17 protein-coding genes are annotated in these 21,316 nt (G+C 68.0%); 9 read left to right on the forward strand and 8 right to left on the reverse strand.

The window, feature by feature from the left end:
• Nucleotides 1–145: 145 nt before the first annotated feature.
• The 4 genes from JLI01S_RS00190 to JLI01S_RS00205 are packed head-to-tail and all read left to right on the forward strand — an operon-like array spanning nucleotide 146 to nucleotide 4,372.
• A complete protein-coding gene (locus tag JLI01S_RS00190; protein ID WP_068258354.1) occupies nucleotides 146–1,105 on the forward strand; it encodes a branched-chain amino acid ABC transporter permease in 960 nt (319 codons plus the stop codon).
• Nucleotides 1,102–2,769 carry a branched-chain amino acid ABC transporter permease gene (locus JLI01S_RS00195; RefSeq protein ID WP_068258358.1) on the forward strand — a complete coding sequence of 556 codons (1,668 nt, stop codon included), beginning with the start codon at nucleotides 1,102–1,104 and terminating at the stop codon, nucleotides 2,767–2,769. The genes JLI01S_RS00190 and JLI01S_RS00195 overlap by 4 nt, the downstream gene beginning before the upstream one ends.
• Complete coding sequence (locus JLI01S_RS00200) at nucleotides 2,766–3,662, forward strand: ABC transporter ATP-binding protein (RefSeq protein WP_068258360.1); 897 nt, start codon at nucleotides 2,766–2,768, stop codon at nucleotides 3,660–3,662. Before JLI01S_RS00195 ends, JLI01S_RS00200 begins: the two co-directional genes overlap by 4 nt.
• 5 nt (nucleotides 3,663–3,667) lie before the next feature.
• A complete protein-coding gene (locus tag JLI01S_RS00205; RefSeq protein ID WP_245634475.1) occupies nucleotides 3,668–4,372 on the forward strand; it encodes an ABC transporter ATP-binding protein in 705 nt (234 codons plus the stop codon).
• 68 nt (nucleotides 4,373–4,440) lie between these two features.
• Here JLI01S_RS00205 and uvrA read toward each other — a convergent pair whose 3' ends face one another.
• The gene (uvrA, locus tag JLI01S_RS00210) at nucleotides 4,441–7,545 is read right to left on the reverse strand and encodes an excinuclease ABC subunit UvrA (protein ID WP_068258580.1); all 3,105 of its coding nucleotides are present in this window, start codon (nucleotides 7,543–7,545) and stop codon (nucleotides 4,441–4,443) included.
• An 80-nt stretch (nucleotides 7,546–7,625) separates the two neighbouring features.
• Here uvrA and JLI01S_RS00215 point away from each other — a divergent pair, with 80 nt between their 5' ends.
• The 3 genes from JLI01S_RS00215 to JLI01S_RS00225 all read left to right on the forward strand — a co-directional run bounded on the left by JLI01S_RS00215 (nucleotide 7,626) and on the right by JLI01S_RS00225 (nucleotide 11,179).
• The gene (locus tag JLI01S_RS00215) at nucleotides 7,626–9,482 is read left to right on the forward strand and encodes a glycoside hydrolase family 15 protein (RefSeq protein WP_245634471.1); all 1,857 of its coding nucleotides are present in this window, start codon (nucleotides 7,626–7,628) and stop codon (nucleotides 9,480–9,482) included.
• Nucleotides 9,479–10,147 (forward strand): MBL fold metallo-hydrolase, encoded by a 669-nt coding sequence (locus tag JLI01S_RS00220; RefSeq protein ID WP_068258362.1) that lies wholly within the window; start codon nucleotides 9,479–9,481, stop codon nucleotides 10,145–10,147. Before JLI01S_RS00215 ends, JLI01S_RS00220 begins: the two co-directional genes overlap by 4 nt.
• Nucleotides 10,148–10,297: 150 nt before the next feature.
• Nucleotides 10,298–11,179 carry a bile acid:sodium symporter family protein gene (locus JLI01S_RS00225; RefSeq protein ID WP_068258363.1) on the forward strand — a complete coding sequence of 294 codons (882 nt, stop codon included), beginning with the start codon at nucleotides 10,298–10,300 and terminating at the stop codon, nucleotides 11,177–11,179.
• A gap of 21 nt (nucleotides 11,180–11,200) precedes the next feature.
• Here the strand turns inward: JLI01S_RS00225 and JLI01S_RS00230 are convergent, their stop codons facing one another.
• Nucleotides 11,201–11,833 carry a LysE family translocator gene (locus tag JLI01S_RS00230; RefSeq protein ID WP_068258365.1) on the reverse strand — a complete coding sequence of 211 codons (633 nt, stop codon included), beginning with the start codon at nucleotides 11,831–11,833 and terminating at the stop codon, nucleotides 11,201–11,203.
• Between the two features lie 24 nt (nucleotides 11,834–11,857).
• On the opposite strand from JLI01S_RS00230, the gene JLI01S_RS00235 reads away from it, so the two are divergent.
• Entirely contained in the window at nucleotides 11,858–12,745 is an 888-nt protein-coding gene (locus tag JLI01S_RS00235) for an EamA family transporter (RefSeq protein WP_068258368.1), read from the forward strand.
• Between the two features lie 89 nt (nucleotides 12,746–12,834).
• On the opposite strand, the gene JLI01S_RS00240 is transcribed toward JLI01S_RS00235, so the two are convergent.
• From JLI01S_RS00240 to rpsA, 5 genes are all read right to left on the reverse strand, one after another.
• Nucleotides 12,835–13,824, reverse strand: coding sequence for a TerC/Alx family metal homeostasis membrane protein (locus JLI01S_RS00240; protein ID WP_068258581.1), 990 nt, complete (start codon nucleotides 13,822–13,824; stop codon nucleotides 12,835–12,837).
• Nucleotides 13,825–14,054: 230 nt separating this feature from the next.
• A complete protein-coding gene (uvrB, locus tag JLI01S_RS00245) occupies nucleotides 14,055–16,142 on the reverse strand; it encodes an excinuclease ABC subunit UvrB (RefSeq protein ID WP_068258369.1) in 2,088 nt (695 codons plus the stop codon).
• A 33-nt stretch (nucleotides 16,143–16,175) separates the two neighbouring features.
• On the reverse strand, nucleotides 16,176–16,529 hold the full coding sequence (locus tag JLI01S_RS00250; RefSeq protein WP_068258370.1) for a hypothetical protein: 354 nt from the start codon (nucleotides 16,527–16,529) through the stop codon (nucleotides 16,176–16,178).
• Nucleotides 16,530–17,729, reverse strand: coding sequence for a dephospho-CoA kinase (coaE, locus tag JLI01S_RS00255; RefSeq protein WP_068258371.1), 1,200 nt, complete (start codon nucleotides 17,727–17,729; stop codon nucleotides 16,530–16,532).
• 87 nt (nucleotides 17,730–17,816) lie between these two features.
• Nucleotides 17,817–19,334, reverse strand: coding sequence for a 30S ribosomal protein S1 (gene rpsA / locus JLI01S_RS00260; protein ID WP_068258372.1), 1,518 nt, complete (start codon nucleotides 19,332–19,334; stop codon nucleotides 17,817–17,819).
• 148 nt (nucleotides 19,335–19,482) lie between these two features.
• Here rpsA and JLI01S_RS00265 point away from each other — a divergent pair, with 148 nt between their 5' ends.
• Nucleotides 19,483–20,310, forward strand: a complete 828-nt coding sequence (locus JLI01S_RS00265) for a class I SAM-dependent methyltransferase (RefSeq protein WP_068258373.1) — start codon at nucleotides 19,483–19,485, stop codon at nucleotides 20,308–20,310.
• Between the two features lie 4 nt (nucleotides 20,311–20,314).
• On the opposite strand, the gene JLI01S_RS00270 is transcribed toward JLI01S_RS00265, so the two are convergent.
• On the reverse strand, nucleotides 20,315–21,310 hold the full coding sequence (locus JLI01S_RS00270; protein WP_068258375.1) for a UDP-glucuronic acid decarboxylase family protein: 996 nt from the start codon (nucleotides 21,308–21,310) through the stop codon (nucleotides 20,315–20,317).
• Between the last annotated feature and the right edge of the window lie 6 nt (nucleotides 21,311–21,316).

Genomic DNA, 21,316 nt, shown 5'->3' on the forward strand with positions numbered 1-21,316 from the left:
CGGACCAGCCGTTGGGGTGGGGGGGCGTCATGCCTCCCCACCCCAACGGCGAGCACGCCACCCTCGACGTCAGTCGACACACCTCTCGACACTTCCCCCGACACGTGGTGACCACACGACCTTTGGTCACGTCCCAGGAGGACACGTGGAACTAGTCGCCCAGCAGATCGTCAACGGTCTGACCATCGGGTCCCTGTATGCACTCATCGCCGTCGGCTACACCGTCGTCTACGGCATCATCCAGCTCATCAACTTCGCCCACGGCGAGATCTTCATGATCGGCGCCTTCGGGGCACTCTCCACATCGCTGATCCTCTTCCCGGGTCAGACCGCCTTGTGGACCCTGCCCCTCATCCTCATCGGCGCCGTCGCCGCGGCCGTCGCGGTGGCCGTCATCATGGAGCGGATCGCCTACCGCCCGCTGCGCAATGCACCACGCCTGGCTCCGCTCATCACCGCCATCGGCATCTCGGTCTTCCTGCAGGAGCTTGTCCGGGTCGGGTACAACGACCCGACGCTCTTCATCTCGAATGTCAACCCCTTCGACTTCCCCTCGGCCAAGCAGAAGGTCGTCTTCCCCCAGGTCGACGGCATCTCCGGCGAGTCCTTCGACCTCGGCGGGATCATCCTGCAGCGGCCCGCAATCTTCACCATGGCCTGCCTGGTCATCAGCGCCATCGGGCTCTGGTACTACATCAACCGCACCCGTAGCGGACGCGCGATGCAGGCGGTCTCGCAGGACCCGGACACCGCTCGACTCATGGGCATCAACGTCGACCGGATCATCGTCACGGCCTTCGCGATCGGTGCGGCCCTCGCGGCCGTCGCCGGTGTCGCCTACGGCCTGCAGACGACCAACATCAACTTCAAGATGGGCTTCATCTACGGGCTCAAGGCCTTCACGGCCGCCGTCCTCGGGGGCATCGGCAACATCCAGGGCGCCGTCGTCGGTGGCCTGGTCCTCGGGATCCTCGAGTCGATGGCCATCCAGTACATGCCCGGTGGCTCCCCGTGGAAGGACATCTGGGCCTTCTCGATCCTCATCCTCGTTCTCGTCTTCAGGCCCCAAGGAATCATGGGCGCAAAGGTGGTGGACCGCGCATGAGCACGCTGTCCCGCAATCCCCGTCTCGCTGGCATCCTCGCGATGGCCGGCTCCGTCCTCCTCATCCTCTCCGGACTCCTGTCCTGGAGCTACGAGGCGATCCTGGGGGACATCTCGGTCCGCTTCTGGCCGGTCACCCTGCAGGTGTACGCCATCGTCATGGGCGTGCTCGCGCTGCTCCTCGCGCTCGTCGCGGCCGGACCACTGCACCGCTGGGCCGAGCACATCGACGCCGCCCGTGGACTGCGCACGATCGGTGTCACCGCCGCGCTCTTCGCCGCAGTCGCGCTCGTGGCCATCACGCACGAGACCGGTGGTCTCATCAACGCCAACGAGGGCGTGTGGATCGCTCTCGTCGGTGGGCTCCTCGTCACGGCTGGCGGCTACCTGCGACCGGAGACCAAGGTCCTCGACCCGGCCGAGGTCGCGCTGCCGGCCTGGCTCGAGATCGTCGTCATCACCCTCCTCGTCGGAGTCGGGCTCTACACGGCCCAGTACGCCCTCAAGCAGGCCGACCCCTGGGTGCTCGTGCTGCTCGTCGGCATGCTCATCGGCGTGACCTTGACGGCGACCCGGTCCAACATCACCTCCTGGATCGGTGGCGTCACGATGCGTCATCACCGGGTCTTCATGCTCGCGACCTTCGTCGTCGTCCTCGCCTTCCCCTTCACGCAGGGCGGCTCGGAGGCCAACCTCAACATCGCCGGCAACGTCCTGATCTTCGCCGCCACCGCGTTGGGCCTGAACATCGTCGTCGGTCTGGCCGGTCTGCTCGACCTCGGATACATCGCCTTCCTCGGCGCCGGCGCCTATGTGGGTGCGACGATGTCGTACTCGGCCTTCGCGACGATCGGGTGGAAGCCACCCTTCCTCGTCGTGATGCTCATCGGTGGCATCGTCTCGAGCATCCTCGGTCTGATCATCGGCTCCCCCACGCTGCGGGTCTCCGGTGACTACCTGGCCATCGTGACCCTCGCCTTCGGCGAGATCTTCCGGCTGGCGATGTTCAACCTCGATGGCCAGTCCGGCCCGATGATCACCCGTGGGTCCAACGGCATCAACGCCATCCCGGACCTGAACTTCTTCGGGTTCAACTTCGGCCAGACCCACAACATCCTGGGCATCGACATCCCGCGGGCCGGCAACTACTACTTCGTGCTGATCGCCCTCATCGTCTTCGTCATCGTCGTCTTCAGTCACCTCAACAACTCCCGCATCGGTCGTGGTTGGGTGGCCATCCGCGAGGACGAGCGGGCGGCCGAGGCGATGGGCGTCAACGTCTTCGGACTCAAGATCCTGGCCTTCGCCGGCGGTGCATCACTCGCCGGCATGGCGGGGACGGTCAAGGCCCACATGGACCAGGCCGTCTCTCCGGACAGCTACATCTTCCTCGAGTCGGCCTTCCTGCTCGCTGCCGTCGTCCTCGGCGGCATGGGCACGGTCGGCGGCGTCCTCGTCGGCGCCGCGATCCTGAAGTTCCTCCCGGAGAAGCTGCGCTTCCTCGACGACTACCGCCTCCTGATGTTCGGCCTCGTGCTGGTCATCATGATGCGGGTGCGGCCCGAGGGGCTCATCGCGAGCAAGCGGCGTCAGCTGGAGTTCCATGACGACGACGAGGAGTTGGCCGAGACAGTGGTCATCGACGAGCTGGAGGCAGCCAAGTGAGCACCGCGACCGTCACACCGTCCGACGCCGAGGCGACGGGCGAGGCCAAGGTCATCCTCGATGCCCGCAATGTCACGATGCGCTTCGGCGGCCTCGTCGCCGTCGGCGATGTGTCGATGGAGGTGCGCGAGGGCGAGATCGTCGGCCTCATCGGACCCAATGGTGCGGGCAAGACGACTTTCTTCAACTGCCTCACCGGGATGTACAAGCCCACCGAAGGTCGGGTCTCGCTCTTCGGCACGACGATCCCGCCGAAGCCCCGCGCCGTGGTCAAGGCGGGGATGGCTCGCACCTTCCAGAACATCCGCCTCTTCGGCAACATGACGGCGCTCGAGAACGTCATGGTCGGCCGCTTCTGCCGCACCTCCTCCGGAGCCTTCACCTCGATCATCCGGGGTCCGAAGTTCCGCCGCGAAGAGGCGGAGACGACGGCCAAGGCCCACGAGCTGCTCAAGTACGTGGGGCTGGGGGCCAGCGCTCACCTGTTGGCTCGCAACATGCCCTACGGCGACCAGCGTCGCCTCGAGATCGCGCGCGCTCTCGCGACCGATCCCAAGGTGCTGCTGCTCGACGAGCCGACCGCGGGGATGAACCCCAAGGAGACCGAGCAGGCCATGGCGCTGATCTTCAAGATCCGCGACTCCGGCCTGGCCGTCGTGGTCATCGAGCACGACATGCGCTTCATCTTCAACCTCTGCGACCGCGTCCTCTGCCTCGTGCGGGGAGAGGTGCTCGTCCAGGGCACTCCCGGCGAGGTGCAGTCGGACCACCGGGTCATCGAGGCCTACATCGGTGCGGCTGACGACGAAGACGACGAGGTGGCGCCGCTCGAGGTCGAGACGGCCTTCAGCGCGCCGGTTGACAGCGCCGAGGACACGGAGGACAAGCGATGAGCGCCATGCTCGAGGTCAAGGACCTGGAGGTCTCCTACGGCAAGATCATCGCGGTCAAGGGCATCTCCTTCACCGTCGACGAAGGAGAGGTCGTCACCCTCATCGGGACCAACGGTGCGGGCAAGACGACCACCCTGCGCACGATCTCTGGCCTGCTGCGTCCCAGCGGTGGTGAGATCTCCTTCCAGGGCAAGCGGATCGACAGCATGCCCGCGCACGAGATCGTCACCATGGGCTTGGCCCACTCCCCCGAGGGTCGGCGCATCTTCCCCAAGATGAGCGTGGAGGAAAACCTGCGCCTGGGGGCCTTCGGGCGCCGGGACAAGGAGATCAACAAGGACATCCAGGCGGCCTACGAGCTCTTCCCGATCCTGGGTGAGCGCAGCAACCAGCCGGCCGGAACCTTCTCCGGTGGTGAGCAGCAGATGCTCGCCATGGGCCGAGCGATGCTCTCCCGGCCCAAGCTGCTCATGCTCGACGAGCCCTCGATGGGCCTCTCGCCGATCATGATGAAAAAGATCATGGCCACGGTGAAGACCCTGCAGGCGCAGGGCACGACGATCCTGCTCGTGGAGCAGAATGCGCGCGCTGCTCTGCGACTGGCGACCACGGGCTACGTGCTCGAGGTCGGCAAGATCGTCACCGAGGGCACCGGTCACGACCTGCTGCACAGCGACGAGGTCCGCAAGGCCTACCTCGGCGAAGACTGACCGACTGACGAAGGGAGGAGCCTCACCTCGGTGCGGCTCCTCCCTTCGTCATGTCGCGGGGCCGGCGATCAGCCCGCCTTCCTCGCTCGACGGGCGGCAGCGCTGGCAGCGCTGGAGACAGCCTTCTTCGCCGGCTCGGCAGCTGCGGGCTTCTTGGCGGTCGCCTTCTTCTTCGCAGGTGTCTTCTTCGTGGCTGCTGACTTCTTGTTGCTCGGCCTTGCCCCCGTGGCGGGAGCTTGGTCATCATCCGCGGGGACGAGAGTGCCGACGACGGGCTTGGTCGCCGCCCCGGCGAGGACCGGCGCGAGGAACTGGCCGGTGAAGGAGCGCGGTACAGCGGCCACCTGCTCCGGTGTCCCGCTCGCGACGACCTGACCGCCGCCGGATCCGCCTTCGGGGCCCATGTCGATGACCCAGTCGGCGCACTTGATGACGTCGAGGTTGTGCTCGATGACCAGGACGCTGTTGCCCTTGTCCACCAGGCCCTGCAGGACGATCAGGAGCTTGCGGATGTCCTCGAAGTGCAACCCGGTCGTGGGCTCGTCGAGGACGTAGATGGTGCGTCCGTTGGACCGCTTCTGCAGCTCGGCCGCGAGCTTGACCCGCTGTGCCTCACCACCGGACAGCGTCGTCGCGGGCTGGCCCAGCCGCACATAACCCAGGCCGACCGCGTTGAGGGTCTTCATGTGGCGGGCGATCGCCGGGACGGCCGCGAAGAAGTCCTCGGCCTCCTCGATCGGCATGTCGAGGACCTCGGAGATGCTCTTGCCCTTGAAGTGCACCTCGAGGGTCTCGCGGTTGTACCGCGCGCCGTGGCACACCTCGCAGGGGACGTAGACGTCCGGCAGGAAGTTCATCTCGATCTTGAGCGTGCCGTCGCCCGAGCAGGCATCGCAGCGACCGCCCTTGACGTTGAAGGAGAACCGCCCCGGCTGGTAGCCACGGACCTTGGCCTCACTCGTCTGGGCGAAGAGCTTGCGCACGTGGTCGAAGACGCCGGTGTACGTCGCGGGGTTGGACCGCGGGGTGCGTCCGATGGGGCTCTGATCAACGTGGACGACCTTGTCGAGATGCTCCAGACCGGTGACCGTCTTGTGCCGACCGGGGACCCTGCGGGCACCGTTGAGCTTGTTGGCCAGCACGTTGTAGAGGATGTCGTTGACGAGTGTCGACTTGCCCGAGCCCGAGACCCCGGTGATCGCGACGAAGTTGCCCAGGGGAAGGGCCACCTCGATGTCGCGGAGGTTGTTTTCCTTGGCCCCCTTGACCATCAGCTCACGACCGGGGTCCTGCGGCCGACGCACGGCGGGCAGTGGGATCTCGAGCTCACCCGAGAGGTAGCGTCCGGTGACCGAACGGTCGTTGGTCAGCAGGTCTGCCATGGGTCCGGAGTGGACGACGTGGCCACCGTGCTCACCGGCTCCGGGACCGATGTCGACGACCCAGTCGGAGGCAGCGATGGTGTCCTCGTCGTGCTCGACGACGATCAGTGTGTTGCCGAGGTCCCGCAACCGGGTCAGCGTCTCGATGAGCCGGTGGTTGTCGCGCTGGTGCAGACCGATGCTCGGCTCGTCGAGGACGTAGAGCACGCCCACCAGGCCGGAGCCGATCTGGGTGGCCAGTCGGATGCGTTGTGCCTCGCCGCCCGAGAGCGTGCCGGCGGCACGCGAGAGCGAGAGGTACTCCAGGCCGACGTCGAGGAGGAAGCCGAGTCGGGCGTTGATCTCCTTGATGACCTGCTCGGCGATCTGCTGCTCACGCTCGGTGAAGTCCACGGTGTCGAGGAATCCGGCGGCCTCACGGATGGACAACGAGGACACGTCGGCGATGCTGTGGCCGCCGACGAGGACGGCGAGGGACTCCGGCTTCAGTCGGGTGCCCGAGCACGTCGGGCAGGGGATCTCCCGCATGTACCCCTCGTACTTCTCACGGCTCCAGTCCGACTCGGTCTCGGTGTGCCGCCGCTTGATGAAGGGGATGACCCCCTCGAAGCCCGTGCTGTAGGAACGCTCGCGCCCGAAGCGGTTGCGGTACTTGACGTGGACCTTGTGGTTGCGCCCCTCGAGCAGCGCCTCGCGGGCACGGCTCGGCAGTGCCCGCCACGGGGTGTCCATGTCGAAGCCCAGGTCATCGCCGAGCGCTGCCATCGTGCGTTGGAAGTACTGGGCGGACTGTGTCCCCTGGGCCCACGGTGCGATCGCGCCCTCGCCGAGCGTCAGGTCGTCATCCGGGATGACGAGGTCGGCGTCGACCTCGAGCTCGGTCCCCAGGCCGGTGCACACCGGGCAGGCGCCGAAGGGAGAGTTGAAGGAGAAGGAGCGCGGCTCGATCTCGTCGATGTTGAGGGCGTGGTCGTTGGGGCAGGCCATCGTCTCCGAGTAGCGGCGCTGCCGCTTGGGGTCGTCCTCCTCGAGATCGACGAAGTCGATCGTCAGGACACCGCCGGCGAGCCCGAGGGCGGTCTCCACGGAGTCGGTCAGGCGCTGCTTGGCCGCCCGGTCCTCCACCCCCTTGGCCACGAGTCGGTCGACGACCACGTCGATCGTGTGCTTGACCTGCTTCTCCAGCGTCGGCGGCTCCGACAGCGAGACGACCTCACCGTCGACGAGGGCGCGGCTGTACCCCTTGGCCCGGAGCTCGGCGAAGAGGTCGACGAACTCGCCCTTGCGTGCGCGGACCACGGGTGCGAGGACCTGGAAGCGGGTGCGCTCGGGCAGCTCCAGCAGGCGATCGACGATCTGCTGGGGGCTCTGGCGGGTGATCGCCTCACCACAGACCGGGCAGTGCGGCCGGCCGACGCGGGCGAAGAGCAGGCGCAGGTAGTCGTGGACCTCGGTGATCGTGCCGACCGTGGAGCGCGGGTTGCGGTTGGTCGACTTCTGGTCGATGGAGACGGCCGGGGACAGGCCCTCGATGAAGTCGACGTCCGGCTTGTCCATCTGCCCGAGGAACTGACGCGCGTATGCCGACAACGACTCGACATAGCGGCGCTGGCCCTCGGCGAAGATGGTGTCGAAGGCGAGGGAGGACTTGCCCGAGCCCGACAGGCCGGTGAAGACCACGAGCGAGTCTCGGGGGATGTCGATGTGGATGTTCTTGAGATTGTGCTCGCGGGCACCCTGCACGACGATCCGGTCGTGGAGGCGGGAGCCGGCAGCCTTGGCAACAGTCACGTCCTCCACCTTAGGTGGCGCCACCGACAGCCCACTCCACCCTCCGCGCAGGGCCGGCCCTCACGGCCTAGCCTGTGACGATGAGCACCCCGATCGAGGACTACGCAGCCATCGGCGACACCGAGACCGCGGCCTTGGTGTCGATGAAGGGGTCGGTGGACTGGTTGTGCCTGCCGCGCTTCGACTCCTCGTCGAGCTTCACGGCGCTGCTGGGCACCCCCGAGCACGGCCGGTGGCTCATCGGGCCGGTCGACGATGCCGAGACCACGCGCTCCTACCGCGGTGACTCCTTCATCCTCGAGACGATCCACCGGACGGCCACGGGCGCGGTCAAGGTCATCGACCTCATGCCGCTCGGTGATGGTCGGGCCGACCTCGTGCGCGTCGTCGAGGGCCTCGAGGGCGAGGTCGAGATGCGCCACGAGTGGGTCGTGCGCTTCGGCTACGGCCGCATCCGTCCCTGGGTGGCGCACTCCCCTGGTCACGAGCAGGACTCCGAGGTCATCACGGCCATCGCCGGCAACGACATGCTCGTGCTGCGCGGCTCCCGCCTGCCCCATCCCGACGGCGGCCACCACCGCGACCAGTGGACGGTCCGGGCCGGTGAGCACTACAACTTCTCGACGACCTGGGTCGCGTCGTACAAGCCCATCCCCCCGCCGCTGGACATCCACTCGCGCATCGAGGCGACCCACGAGCGCTCCTCGCAGTGGGCCGCGCGCTGCACCTACGAGGGTCCGTACCGCGCCGAGGTGGTGCGCTCGCTGCTCACCCTGCGTCTGCTGACCGACACCCGACGGGGTGGCATCGTCGCCGCCGCCACGACGAGCCTCCCGGAGGACTTCGGTGGCAGCCGCAACTGGGACTACCGCTACTGCTGGCTGCGAGACGCCTCGCTCACCCTCGAGTCGCTCCTGAAGTCGGGCTATGTCGGCGCGACCAAGCTGTGGCGCGACTGGCTGGTGCGTGCCGTCGCCGGCGACCCCGAGGACATGCAGATCATGTACGCCGTCGACGGTGGTCGCGAGCTGCCCGAGCGCGAGCTGGACCACCTGCCCGGGTACGCCGACAGTCGTCCGGTGCGCATCGGCAACGGCGCCGTCAACCAGAAGCAGACCGATGTCCTCGGTGAGGTCATGATCGCCCTCGAGGACGCACGGGCCCAGGGGCTGAAGGAGTCGACGCAGTCGTGGGCGGTGCAACGCGCCCTCGTCGACAACCTCGCGGAGCACTGGGACCAGGCCGACAACGGGCTGTGGGAGATCCGCGGACCCTTGCGCCACTTCACTCACTCCCGGGTCATGGTCTGGGCGGCCTTCGACCGGGCGATCCGGGCCGTGGAGCTGCACGGCTACGAAGGGGACGTGGAGCGGTGGCGGGAGCTGCGTGAGCGGGTGCGTGAGGACGTCCTCGCCAAGGGGTGGAACGAGGACAAGCAGTCGTTCACCCAGCACTACGACACCGACGAGGTCGATGCCTCCCTGCTCCTGATCCCCATGGTCGGCTTCCTGCCACCCGAAGACCCCCGGGTGCTGGGCACGGTGACAGCCATCGAGCGCGACCTCATGCGTGACGGCTTCCTCCTGCGCTACCGGACCGAGAGCGGTGTCGACGGGCTCGAGGGTGACGAGCACCCCTTCCTCGCGTGCTCGTGGTGGCTGGTGAGCGCCTACGCGCTCACCGGACAGCTCGACAAGGGTCACGCCCTCATGCGGCGTCTGTGCGGCCTGCTCAACGACGTCGGCCTCGTCGCCGAGGAGTACGACGTCGAGGGGCAGCGTCAGGCCGGCAACTTCCCCCAGGCCTTCAGCCACCTCACCCTCATCGGTGCCGCCTACGCCCTCCGCGACGCCGAGGCCGCCGAGAAGCGCGGCCAGGAGCCCGAGACCGACAACACCGCGACGCCCATCCACCCCGTCGAAGGAGAGCCGACATGACCGAGACCTACGATCCCGACGTCTCCCCGGGGGGCCCCTGGTCCACCCGCGAGCTGGCCGGGCTGACCATCCGCAAGATGTCCGTGTCCGAGATGCACAACAACGTCTACCTCCTCACCTGCCGCACGAGCGGCGCACAGCTGCTCATCGACGCCGCCGACGAGGCCGACCGGATCCGGGACCTCGTGGCGGCTGGCGGCACGGGCCTCGACCACCTCGTGACGACCCACCAGCACTGGGACCACGTGCGAGCCCTCGTGGACGTCACCAAGGACCTCGCTCCCGAGACCCACGCCGGCGAGGACGACGCCTCATCCTTGCCACAGCTTCCGGACCACCGGTTGCGTCACGGCGACCGCATCGCCTTCGGTCACGCGGTGCTCGACGTCGTCCACCTGCGCGGTCACACGCCCGGGTCGGTGGCGCTGGCCTACGACGACCCGCAGGGTCACGTGCACCTCTTCAGCGGTGACAGCCTCTTCCCCGGTGGCGTCGGCAACACCAAGATGCCGGGGCAGAGCTTCGAGGCGCTCTACGCCGACGTCACGCACCGCGTCTTCGATGTGTACGACGACGACACCTGGGTCTACCCGGGGCACGGGTCCGACACGACCCTGGGCGCGGAGCGACCGCACCTCGATGAGTGGCGCGCACGCGGCTGGTGAGCGTCCCGGCGTCCGCGACGTCGTGATGACGGGGGTTGACGGCCCATGACCGAGCCGTCACACTCGTCATTCCACGACATCGCTACTCCCCAGTAACTTCAGCGGTGTCCCTCTGGCCGCAGAGGCTTGACCAGACTCGAGGACACCGCCATGAACGACTCTGCCCTGATCTCCGTCGGCTTGCCGATCGCGCTCGCGATCATCATGTTCGGCCTGGGCCTGAGCCTCACGGTCGCCGACTTCCGCCGCGTCGCCCGCTCGCCCAAGGCCGTCGTCGTCGCGCTCGTCCTGCAGGTGCTCGTGCTGCCTCTCGTCGCCTTCGGCCTGGTCGTCGCCTTCGACGTGGATCCGCTCCTCGCGGTCGGCGTGATGCTCCTGGCCGCCTCCCCGGGCGGGACGACAGCCAATCTCTTCAGCCACCTCTTCCGGGGTGACATCGCCCTCAACATCACCCTCACGGCGGTCAACTCGGTCCTGGCTGCCGTCACCATTCCGCTGATCACCAATCTGGCCATCGACTACTTCGATGCCGATGGGGACCTCGGGCTCCAGTTCGGCAAGGTCCTCCAGGTCATCGCGATCGTGCTCCTGCCGGTGGCACTCGGGATGGTGGTGCGCAGCCGCTCACGCGCCTTCGCCGCTCGTGCTGACCGGCCGGTGCGGATCTTCTCCATCGTGGTCCTGGTCGTCGTGGCGCTCGGTGCGTTGATCGGCGAGCGGGCCAACGTGGGCGAGTACCTCCAGCAGGTCGGTCTCGTCACCGCCCTCTTCTGCCTGGCGAGCCTGACCCTCGGCTACGTCGGAGCCCGGGTGATGCGCCTGGACGCGCCGCAGGCCATCGCGACATCGATGGAGGTCGGCATCCACAACACCACCATCGCTCTGACCATCGCCCTCAGCGTGCTCAACAGCACCGAGGTGGCGGTACCTGCGGCGGTCTACTCGGTCTTCATGTACATCTTCGCGACGGCCTTCGGCTTCGCCATCAGCCGCGGCACGGTGCGCACTGCGGCAGCACAGCCCGCCGACTGACGAAGGGGGCGGCCCCCTTCGTCAGTGGGAGGAGGCGACGCTGGCGCCGAAGCCGATCATCACCACACCCATCGATGCCTCGATGCGGCGGCGGATCCGGGGTGCATTGAGCACCGTGCGGGCACGGTCCGCCACCAGCACGATGACGGTCAACCAGGCCGAGCCGAGCGCCACGAGGCTCAGGGCGTAGAGCGCCAGCACCGGCAGGCTCGCCCCCGAGCCGAGGAACTGGGGCAGCACCGCCAGGTTGAAGGCGAGCACCTTGGGGTTGGTGATGTTGCACAAGAAGCCCTGCACTACGGTGGTCCGACGCCGCTGGTTCGCCCCCGGAGCTGCCGCCGGATCCACCACGGCGACCTCGTCGACATCGATGCGGCGAGCTGCACGCAGCGCCTGGACACCGAGGAAGAGCAGGTAGGCAGCACCCACCCACTTGACCGTGAGGAAGAGGGGCTCGCTCGCCACGATGATCGCGCCCAGCCCACCTGCCGCGAGCAACCCCTGCAGCGCACCGGCGGCGCTGACCCCGGCCATCGTCAGCAGACCGGCGCCGCGACCTCGCACCAGAGCGGCTCGCAGGGTGAGGGCGGTGTCCGGCCCCGGAGCGATGCTGATCACGAGCACCAGCACGAGGAAGGACAGATAGGTCGTCATGCCAGCAAAGACTAGGGTGACGCCGTGAGTCGTGTCGATGCCGTCCCAGCGCCGGTCCTGGTCCTTGCGGGCGTGCTGTCGGTGCAGTTCGGTGGAGCACTCGCCGCCACGCTCGTCCCCGAGATCGGTGCCGCAGGGTCCGTCGTGCTGAGGCTGGTCATCGCCACCGCGCTGCTGGTCGCCGTCGCCCGCCCGAGATGGCGCGGCCACAGCCGTCGGGACCTCGGGACGATCCTGTGCTTCGGCTTGGCCATGGGGCTGATGAACTTCGCCTTCTACGCCTCGCTCGGCCACCTGCCGATCGGTGTCGCGGTGACGATCGAGTTCGTCGGTCCCCTGTCCCTCGCCGCAGTGCTCTCCCGCCGCCCGCGCGACCTGCTCGCCGTCGCCACCGCCGCGATCGGCGTCGTGCTGATCTCACGTGCCCTGAGCCTGCCCTTCGACCAGCTCGAGGGGACCGGCATCCTGCTGGCGCTCGCGGCCGGGGCGTGCTGGGCGGCGTACATCGTCTTCTCCGGGCGCACCGGCGCGGCCTTCCCCCAGCTCGAGGGCCTGGCCCTGGCGATGGTCGTCGCGACGGTGGTCGTCCTCCCCTTCGGACTGTGGGATGTCGCCCGGCACGGCACTGGCGCCTGGGACGCGGAGGTCCTGCTCAAGGGGCTGGGCATCGCCGTGCTCTCCTCGGTCCTGCCCTACTCGCTCGAGCTCTTCGCCCTGCGGCGTCTGGCTCCAGCCGTCTTCGGCATCCTGCTCAGCCTCGAGCCCGCGGTCGCCGCCCTCGCCGGGCTGCTTGTGCTCGGGCAGCGCCTCTCCCCCGTGCAGCTGGTTGGTATGGCCCTCGTCGTCGTCGCCAGCGTCCTCGTCCTGGGCTTGGGAGCAGCCCGGAAGCCAAAGGCAGAGCTCCCCGTCTGACGGCCCTTTCCCGTTGGGCAGACATGGCGAAGGGGGCCGCCCACCATCGCGGTGAGCAGCCCCCTTCGGCGTGGGACGAAAGCCTGGGCTCAGCTTCCCGAGATGGAGCCGGCCTTGGCGTCCTTGTTGGACTTCCACAGGCTGGCGATCGTGGTGACCCCGAGGATCACGACGATGGCACCCAGCGAGAAGAGCGTGGAGATCTCGGGGACCGCCACAGGCTCGCCGCCGTTGAGGAAGGGCAACGTGTTTTCGTGGAGCGCGTGCAGGATGAGCTTGACGCCGATGAAGGCCAGCAGCACGGACAGCCCCAGGCTCATGTAGACCAGCTTCTTCAGCAGACCACCGATGAGGAAGTACAGCTGGCGCAGACCCATCAGGGCGAAGAGGTTGGCCGTGAGCACGATGTACGGCTCCTTGGTCAGGCCGTAGATCGCCGGGATCGAGTCGAGCGCGAAGAGCAGGTCGGTCATGCCGAGCGCGAGGACCACGATGAAGATCGGAGTCGCGAGTCGCTTGCCGTTTTCCTTCGTGAAGAGCTTGGAGGACCACTCGGTCGTGCTCGGCACGGAGCGCTGGAACCACTTGATGACGCCGTTGGGCTCCCAGTCCTCCTCCTCGTCGTCCCCATCGGTCGCGAGCTTGATCGCGGTGTAGATGAGGAAGACGCCGAAGATGTAGAAGACCCAGGCGAACTGGTTGATCGCGGCGGCGCCGACGAAGATGAAGATGGTGCGCAGCACGATGGCGATGATGATGCCCCACAGCAGAGCGGTCTGCTGGAAGCGCTGCGGAACGCTGAACTTCGCCATGATGATGATGAAGATGAAGAGGTTGTCGACCGAGAGCGAGTACTCGGTCAGCCAGCCGGCGAAGAACTCGGTGCCCCGATCACCGCCCTCGGTCAGCCACAGGACGATGCCGAAGATGACGGCTGCCGCGACATAGATCCCGAGGGTGATCGAGACTTCCTTCGTCGTGGGCACATGCGGCCGGCGGGCCACCATGATCACGTCGAAGGTCAGCACCGCGGCGGCGACGGCAAGCGTGAGGAGCCACGCCCACGTCGGCACGTCCATGGTGCCGCCGCTCATGATCGCCGGGTGAAGCGAGGAGATGGTGGACAAGAGAAACCTTCCGGACAGGGGACATACGTCCGGAGGTCTCTCCCACCTGGGTCAGGCCACTGTCCCGGGTCGGACGAACCGACCGTGCTGACGAGACAGCGCTCGGGGATACTCCCCTCCGTTGCCCCGAGTCTCTCACGCCGTGCGACCGAATGCGCCGAACGGCGGGCGAGGGGGATCCGTCAGCGGGTCGCGGCCGTCATCTGCCGCAGCTCCTTCTTGAGGTCGCCGATCTCGTCGCGCAGTCGGGCTGCCAGCTCGAAGTGGAGGTCCGTCGCCGCCTGGTGCATCTGGTCGGTGAGCTCCTGGATGAGACGCGCCAGCTCGGTCGCCGGCAGGTCCCGGCCGCGCTCGGTGGACTCTGCGCCCCCCGTGCCGCCGCGACCCTTGCCCCGGGTCTGGCTCCGGCCGGACCCGAGCAGCTCGTCGGTGTCAGCATCCTCGCGGCGCAGCATGTCGGTGATGTCGGCGATCTTTTTGCGGAGCGGCTGGGGGTCCAGGCCCCGCTCGCGGTTGTAGGCGATCTGCTTGACCCGACGACGGTGGGTCTCGTCGAGAGCCTGCTGCATCGACGGAGTGACCTTGTCTGCGTACATGTGCACCTGGCCCGACACATTGCGCGCGGCACGACCGATCGTCTGGATGAGCGAGCGCGCACTGCGCAGGAAGCCCTCCTTGTCGGCATCGAGGATGCTCACGAGCGAGACCTCGGGCAGGTCGAGCCCCTCGCGCAGCAGGTTGATCCCCACGAGGACGTCGTACTCGCCCAGCCGCAGCTCGCGCAGCAGCTCGACCCGCCGCAGCGTGTCGATGTCCGAGTGGAGATAGCGCACCCGCACCCCCTTGTCGAGGAGGTAGTCGGTGAGGTCCTCGGCCATCTTTTTGGTCAGGGTCGTCACGAGCACGCGCTCGTCACGATCGGCACGCTGGCGGATCTCGTGCAGCAGGTCGTCGATCTGACCCTTGGTCGGCTTGAGGACGACCTCGGGGTCGATGAGGCCGGTCGGGCGGATGACCTGCTCGACGTAGCCGTCGGACTTGGCCAGCTCGTAGTCGCCAGGGGTCGCCGAAAGATAAACGGTCTGGCCGATGCGCTCGAGGAACTCCTCCCACCTCAGCGGACGGTTGTCCATCGCGCTGGGAAGTCGGAAGCCGTGCTCGACGAGGGTCCGCTTGCGTGAGGCATCGCCCTCGTACATGGCGCCGATCTGCGGCACGGTCTGGTGGGACTCGTCGAGGACGAGGAGGAAGTCCTCGGGGAAGTAGTCCAGGAGGCAGTTGGGTGCGGTGCCCGGCAGACGTCCGTCGATGTGCATCGAGTAGTTTTCGATCCCCGCGCAGCTGCCGACCTGGCGCATCATCTCGATGTCGTACGTCGTGCGCATCCGCAGCCGCTGGGCCTCGAGCATCTTGCCCTGACGCTCCATGCTCGCCAGGCTCTCCTCGAGCTCGCTCTCGATGCCCGCGATGGCCCGCTCCATGCGCTCGGGCCCGGCGACGTAGTGGGTCGCCGGGAAGATGTGCATCTGCTGCTCCTCGCGCACGACCTCGCCGGTCAAGGGGTTGAGGGTGTGGATGCGCTCGATCTCGTCGCCGAAGAACTCGATCCTCACGGCGAGCTCCTCGTAGACCGGGATGATCTCGACGGTGTCGCCCCGCACCCGGAAGGTGCCGCGGGTGAAGGCCAGGTCGTTGCGCGTGTACTGCATCGTGACGAACTTGCGCAGCAGCTCGTCGCGGTCGATCTCGTCGCCGACCTCGAGAGTGACCATCCGGTCGACGTACTCCTGGGGAGTACCGAGGCCGTAGATGCAGGACACGGACGCCACGACGACGACGTCTCGCCGGGTCAGCAGGCTGTTGGTGGCGCTGTGCCGCAGCCGCTCGACCTCCTCGTTGACCGAGCTGTCCTTCTCGATGTAGGTGTCCGACTGGGGGACGTAGGCCTCGGGCTGGAAGTAGTCGTAGTAGCTGACGAAGTACTCGACGGCGTTGTTGGGCAGCAGCTCGCGGAACTCGTTGGCCAGCTGCGCGGCGAGCGTCTTGTTGGGGGCCATCACCAGGGTGGGGCGTTGGACCTGCTCGATGAGCCAGGCGGTCGTGGCCGACTTGCCGGTACCGGTGGCGCCGAGGAGGACGATGTCCTCCTCGCCCGCTCGCACCCGCGTGGCCAGGTCCGCGATCGCCGTGGGTTGGTCGCCGGCCGGCTCGAACTCCGAGATGACCTCGAAGGGAGCCACCGTGCGTTGTAGATCGGTCACCGGGCGCATGACGTCAACCGTATGCCACCCCACCGACAACGCTCAGAAGTCGACCGGGTGCTCCTGCACGTCGGCCCGGGAGTCACCGCTGCGGATGACCCGCCAGTGACCGCCGGGGCCGCGCCGCAGGGTCCACCGGCCCAGGCGTGCGATGGGCGCCAAGGCCATCACCATGCCGCGGACCGCGTCCTGCGCCTCGTCGTCCTCGGCGGCGTCGTGCGCCCCGGTCACGAGGAAGCGCAGGTGGATCTGCGGTTGTCCGCGCACGATCTCGACGGAACGATCCTCGACACGGTGCCCGAGGGCCAGCAGCTCCTCGGCGCGGGGCAGCAGGCTCTCGGGTGGCACACCCGGTGACACCCCGTGGACGTCGACCGCGACACGGTAGGAGGGCACTCAGGGACCCTCGCCCTCGGGAGTCCACTGGGCCTCCTGCGCCCACGCCTCGACCCGCTCGTGCGCCCCGTCGAACCATGGCTCCTTGGCATCGGCGTACTCGCCGCGCTGGAGGCCGGCTGCGGCCAGGCGGTGCTTCTCGGCGCGGTAGTCCGTGCGCGCCGACTCGTCGGAACGCAACCAGTCGCGGAAGAGCAGCGCCCACCGCCAGCCGGGCGAGCCGACCTCACGCACGTGCAGGTGGATGGGTACCGCAGGGTCGCAGCCGAGGTGGTAGCGCTTGGGCCAGGGCTGTCCGTCCTTGGACGAGTCCTGGTCGATGCCCTCGATGCGGGGCCACCCCCCCTGGTCCATGGCGGCCCGGAAGGCCTCGGAGTCGGCCACGGTCAGCGACTCGACGCCCACCTGCAGGTCGATGACCGGCTTGGCGGACATCGGCACCGAGGTCGACCCGACGTGGTCCACGGTGACGGCGAGGTCACCGAGGCGATGGCGCAGCCGGGCGATCTCGCGGGCGGCCTGGCCGGCCCACGCAGGTTGCGGGTCGAGCAGGGTCAGCTCCTGCGGCGCCCGCACCGGCGTCGATGTGGCCAGGTTGTCGGCGAAGGGGGTCAACCGCTCCTCCCAGAGCCGGTCGACTGCGGCGAGGAGCGCCTCCGGCGCGCCGTTGTTGTCGAGGAGGACGTCGGCGACAGCCCGACGCTGCTCGTCGGTCGCCTGGGCCGCGATGCGTGATCGGGCCTCCGCCTCGGGCGTTGCGCGGTTGGACACGATGCGCCGCACCCGCTCCTCCTCGTCGGTGTCGACGATCAGGACGAGGTGGTACTCCCCCGCCATCTGCTTCTCCACGAGCAGGGGCATGTCGTGCACCGCAACCGCAGTCCCGGCTTCCTCCGCCGCGCTGAGGCGCTGCGCCGTCCGCCCCCAGATCGCCGGGTGGGTGATGCCTTCGAGGTCGGCCAGCGCCTGCGGGTCACCGAAGACCACGCGCCCGAGTGCTGGTCGGTCCAGGGCCCCGTCAGCCGTGAAGACGCCCTCGCCGAAACGCTCGCGGATCTGGTCCAGTGCTGGCTCGCCCGGCTCGACCACCTCCCGAGCGATGAGGTCGGCGTCGACGACGACGGCTCCCAGCTCGGCCAGCCGACGCGAGACCGTCGACTTGCCCGACCCGATCCCACCTGTGAGTCCGATGCGCAGCATGGGCCCGATCCTAAGCACGTCCACCGACGACGAAGGGGGCGCCGCACCGGATCGGTGCGACGCCCCCTTCGGGTGGTGCTGCTCGGGTCAGTTGCCCGTGAGCTTCTCGCGGAGCGCGGCAAGCGCCTCGTCGGAAGCCAGCGTGCCCTCGTTGGTCGGTGCCTGGGCACCGGCGCTCGGGGTGGACGAGCTGCTGCTGCTGCCGCCGCCGCTGCTGTCCGAGCTGTACGAGGTGGCGGCGACGGTGTCGTTGCCACCCTCGGCGGCGGCTGCGTCGTCCGCAGCAGCCTTCTCGACCTGGGCGCGGTGCGACTCCCAGCGCGAGTGGGCGTCGGCGTACTGCTTCTCCCAGGCCTCACGCTGCGTGTCGTAGCCCTCGAGCCACTCGTTGGTCTCGGAGTCGAAGCCCTCGGGGTACTTGTAGTTGCCCTGCTCGTCGTACTCGGCAGCCATGCCGTAGAGCGTCGGGTCGAACTCCGTGAGGTTGGCGCCGTCCTCGTTGGCCTGCTTGAGGCTCAGCGAGATGCGACGACGCTCGAGGTCGATGTCGATGACCTTGACGAAGATCTCCTGGCCGACGTTGACGACCTGCTCCGGCAGCTCCACGTGGCGCTCGGCCAGCTCGGAGATGTGGACCAGACCCTCGATGCCGTCCTCGACGCGCACGAACGCACCGAAGGGAACCAGCTTGGTGACCTTGCCCGGGACGACCTGACCGATCGCGTGGGTCCGGGCGAAGTGCTGCCACGGGTCCTCCTGCGTCGCCTTGAGCGACAGGGAGACGCGCTCGCGGTCCATGTCGACGTCCAGGACCTCGACCGTGACGTCGTCGCCGACCTCGACGACCTCGGACGGGTGGTCGATGTGCTTCCAGGACAGCTCGGAGACGTGGACGAGACCGTCGACGCCGCCCAGGTCCACGAAGGCACCGAAGTTGACGATCGAGGAGACGACGCCCGTACGGACCTGCCCCTTCTGGAGCTCCTTGAGGAAGGTCGTGCGGACCTCGGACTGGGTCTGCTCGAGCCAGGCACGGCGCGACAGGACCACGTTGTTGCGGTTCTTGTCGAGCTCGATGATCTTGGCCTCGATCTCCTTGCCGACGTACGGCTGGAGGTCGCGGACGCGACGCATCTCCACGAGGGAGGCGGGGAGGAAGCCACGCAGGCCGATGTCGAGGATGAGTCCACCCTTGACGACCTCGATGACGGTGCCGGTGACGACGCCGTCCTCTTCCTTGATCTTCTCGATGGTGCCCCAGGCGCGCTCGTACTGAGCCCGCTTCTTGGACAGGATCAGTCGGCCTTCCTTGTCCTCCTTCTGGAGGACGAGGGCCTCGACGAGGTCGCCGACGGCGACGATCTCCGAGGGGTCGACGTCGTGCTTGATGGACAGCTCACGCGAGGGGATGACGCCCTCGGTCTTGTAGCCGATGTCGAGAAGCACCTCGTCGCGGTCGACCTTGACGATGTGGCCCTCGACGATGTCGCCATCGTTGAAGTCCTTGATCGTGGCGTCGATGGCAGCGAGAAGATCTTCCTCAGAGCCGATGTCGTTGATGGCAACCTGAGGGGCGGCGGTCGTGTCGACCGTGCTGGCAGTCATGTAGTAGGAACTCCGATTGTGGACAGATGATTGTGCGGGACGGGTGCATCGCACCCGCGTGCCCGGGTGGGCACACAAATACGCTCCCTCATCGTAGTGCTACCAAGCCGCAGGGAGCAAAGCCGGGTCGTCGGCTAGCGTCCGGCCCATGGATGAGTGGCAGGTCGAGTACACCGAGGCGGTCGCGCGCCGAGAGAGCAGCCAGGCGGAGACCGTCACGGCCAACCGTGGCTGGTGGGACCGGGAGGCCACCGACTACCTCGCCGAGCACGGCTCCTTCCTCGGGGACTGCGATCTCGTCTGGGGCCCGGAGGGCTGGACCGAGGAGGACCTCCACGTGCTGGGCGACCCGGCAGCGCTGGAGGGTCGCACCGTGCTCGAGTTCGGCGCAGGTGGCGCTCAGGGGGGCCGCTGGTGCGCTTCGCGAGGCGCGCGGATCGTCTCGACGGACCTCTCCGCCGGCATGCTCGGCACGGCCCGGACCATCGACGACCGCACTGACGGTCCCGCTCCCCTGCTCGCTCAGGCCGATGCCACGCGGCTGCCCTTCGCCGACGCATCCTTCGACATCGTCTTCTCGGCATACGGGGCCACCCCCTTCGTCGCCGACTCCGCGGGGCTCATGGTGGAGCTGGCCCGGGTGCTGCGACCCGGCGGGCTGCTCGCCTTCTCGACCACGCACCCGGTCCGCTGGGCCTTCCCCGACGTGCCGGGCCCAGAGGGCCTGACGGCCAATGCGTCCTACTTCGACGAGCGGCCGTACGTCGAGGCCTCCTGGGACGAGGCGAGCTATGTCGAGCACCACCGCACCATGGGGCACCGCATCGCGGAGCTGGTGGAGGCCGGTCTGGTGCTCCGTGCCGTGCACGAGCCGGAGTGGCCGCAGGACAACACCGAGGTGTGGGGCGGCTGGTCTCCCCTGCGGGGCCAGCACCTGCCCGGCACAGCGATCTTCGTCGCGACCCGTCCGGCCTGAAGGGTCAGTGCCCGGCGAGGATGTGCGCGGTCTCGCGTGCGTCGAGCGGGGGCTCGGTGATGTGCGCCGTGGCCACCTCGGCCCGGAACCAGTCGATCGTGCGCAGCAGGGCGTCCTCGATGGCGACCTGAGGCTGCCAGTCGAGCAGCTCCTGCGCGAGCGTCGTGTCGGGTCGACGCACGGAGGGGTCGTCCACCGGTCGCGGGATGTACTGGATGACCGAGGACGACCCGGTCAGCGAGATGATCCACTCCGCGAGGTCCTTCATGGAGATCTCGTGCGGGTTGCCGATGTTGACCGGCCCGGCGTGCCCGCTGTCAGCCATCGTCAGGATCCCGGTGACGAGGTCGTCGACGTAGCAGATCGATCGCGTCTGCGACCCGTCACCGGCCACGGTCACGGGCTCCCCCGCCAGCGCCTGGCGGATGAAGTTGGGGATGGCCCGCCCGTCGTTGGGGCGCATGCGCGGACCGAAGGTGTTGAAGATCCGCACGATGCCGGTGTTGACCCCGAGGGTGTTGCGGTGGGCCAGCGTCACGGCCTCGGCAAAGCGCTTGGCCTCGTCGTAGACCCCTCGCGGGCCGATCGGGTTGACATTGCCCCAGTAGGTCTCCGGCTGCGGGTGGACCTCGGGGTCGCCGTAGACCTCGGACGTCGATGCCAGGACGAGCCGGGCACCCTTGTCCTTGGCCAGCGCGAGGGCGTGCATCGTGCCGATCGAGCCGACCTCGAGGGTCTCGATCGGTAGCTCAAGATAGTCCACCGGACTCGCCGGTGACGCGAAGTGCAGAACCAGGTCGACGTCACCGTCGACGGTGACGTCACGGGTGACGTCGACCTGGTGCAGCTCGAAACGTGGGTTGTCCTGCAGGTGCGCGACATTGGCCGCAGCGCCGGTCACGAAGTTGTCGAGGGCGACAACTCGCTCCCCGCGCTCGATCAACCGCTCGCAGAGGTGGGAGCCGAGGAACCCGGCTCCTCCTGTGACGACGACGCGCATCTGCCT

This window comes from Janibacter limosus NBRC 16128 (genome assembly GCF_001570985.1).
Taxonomy (GTDB): Bacteria; Actinomycetota; Actinomycetes; order Actinomycetales; family Dermatophilaceae; genus Janibacter; species Janibacter limosus.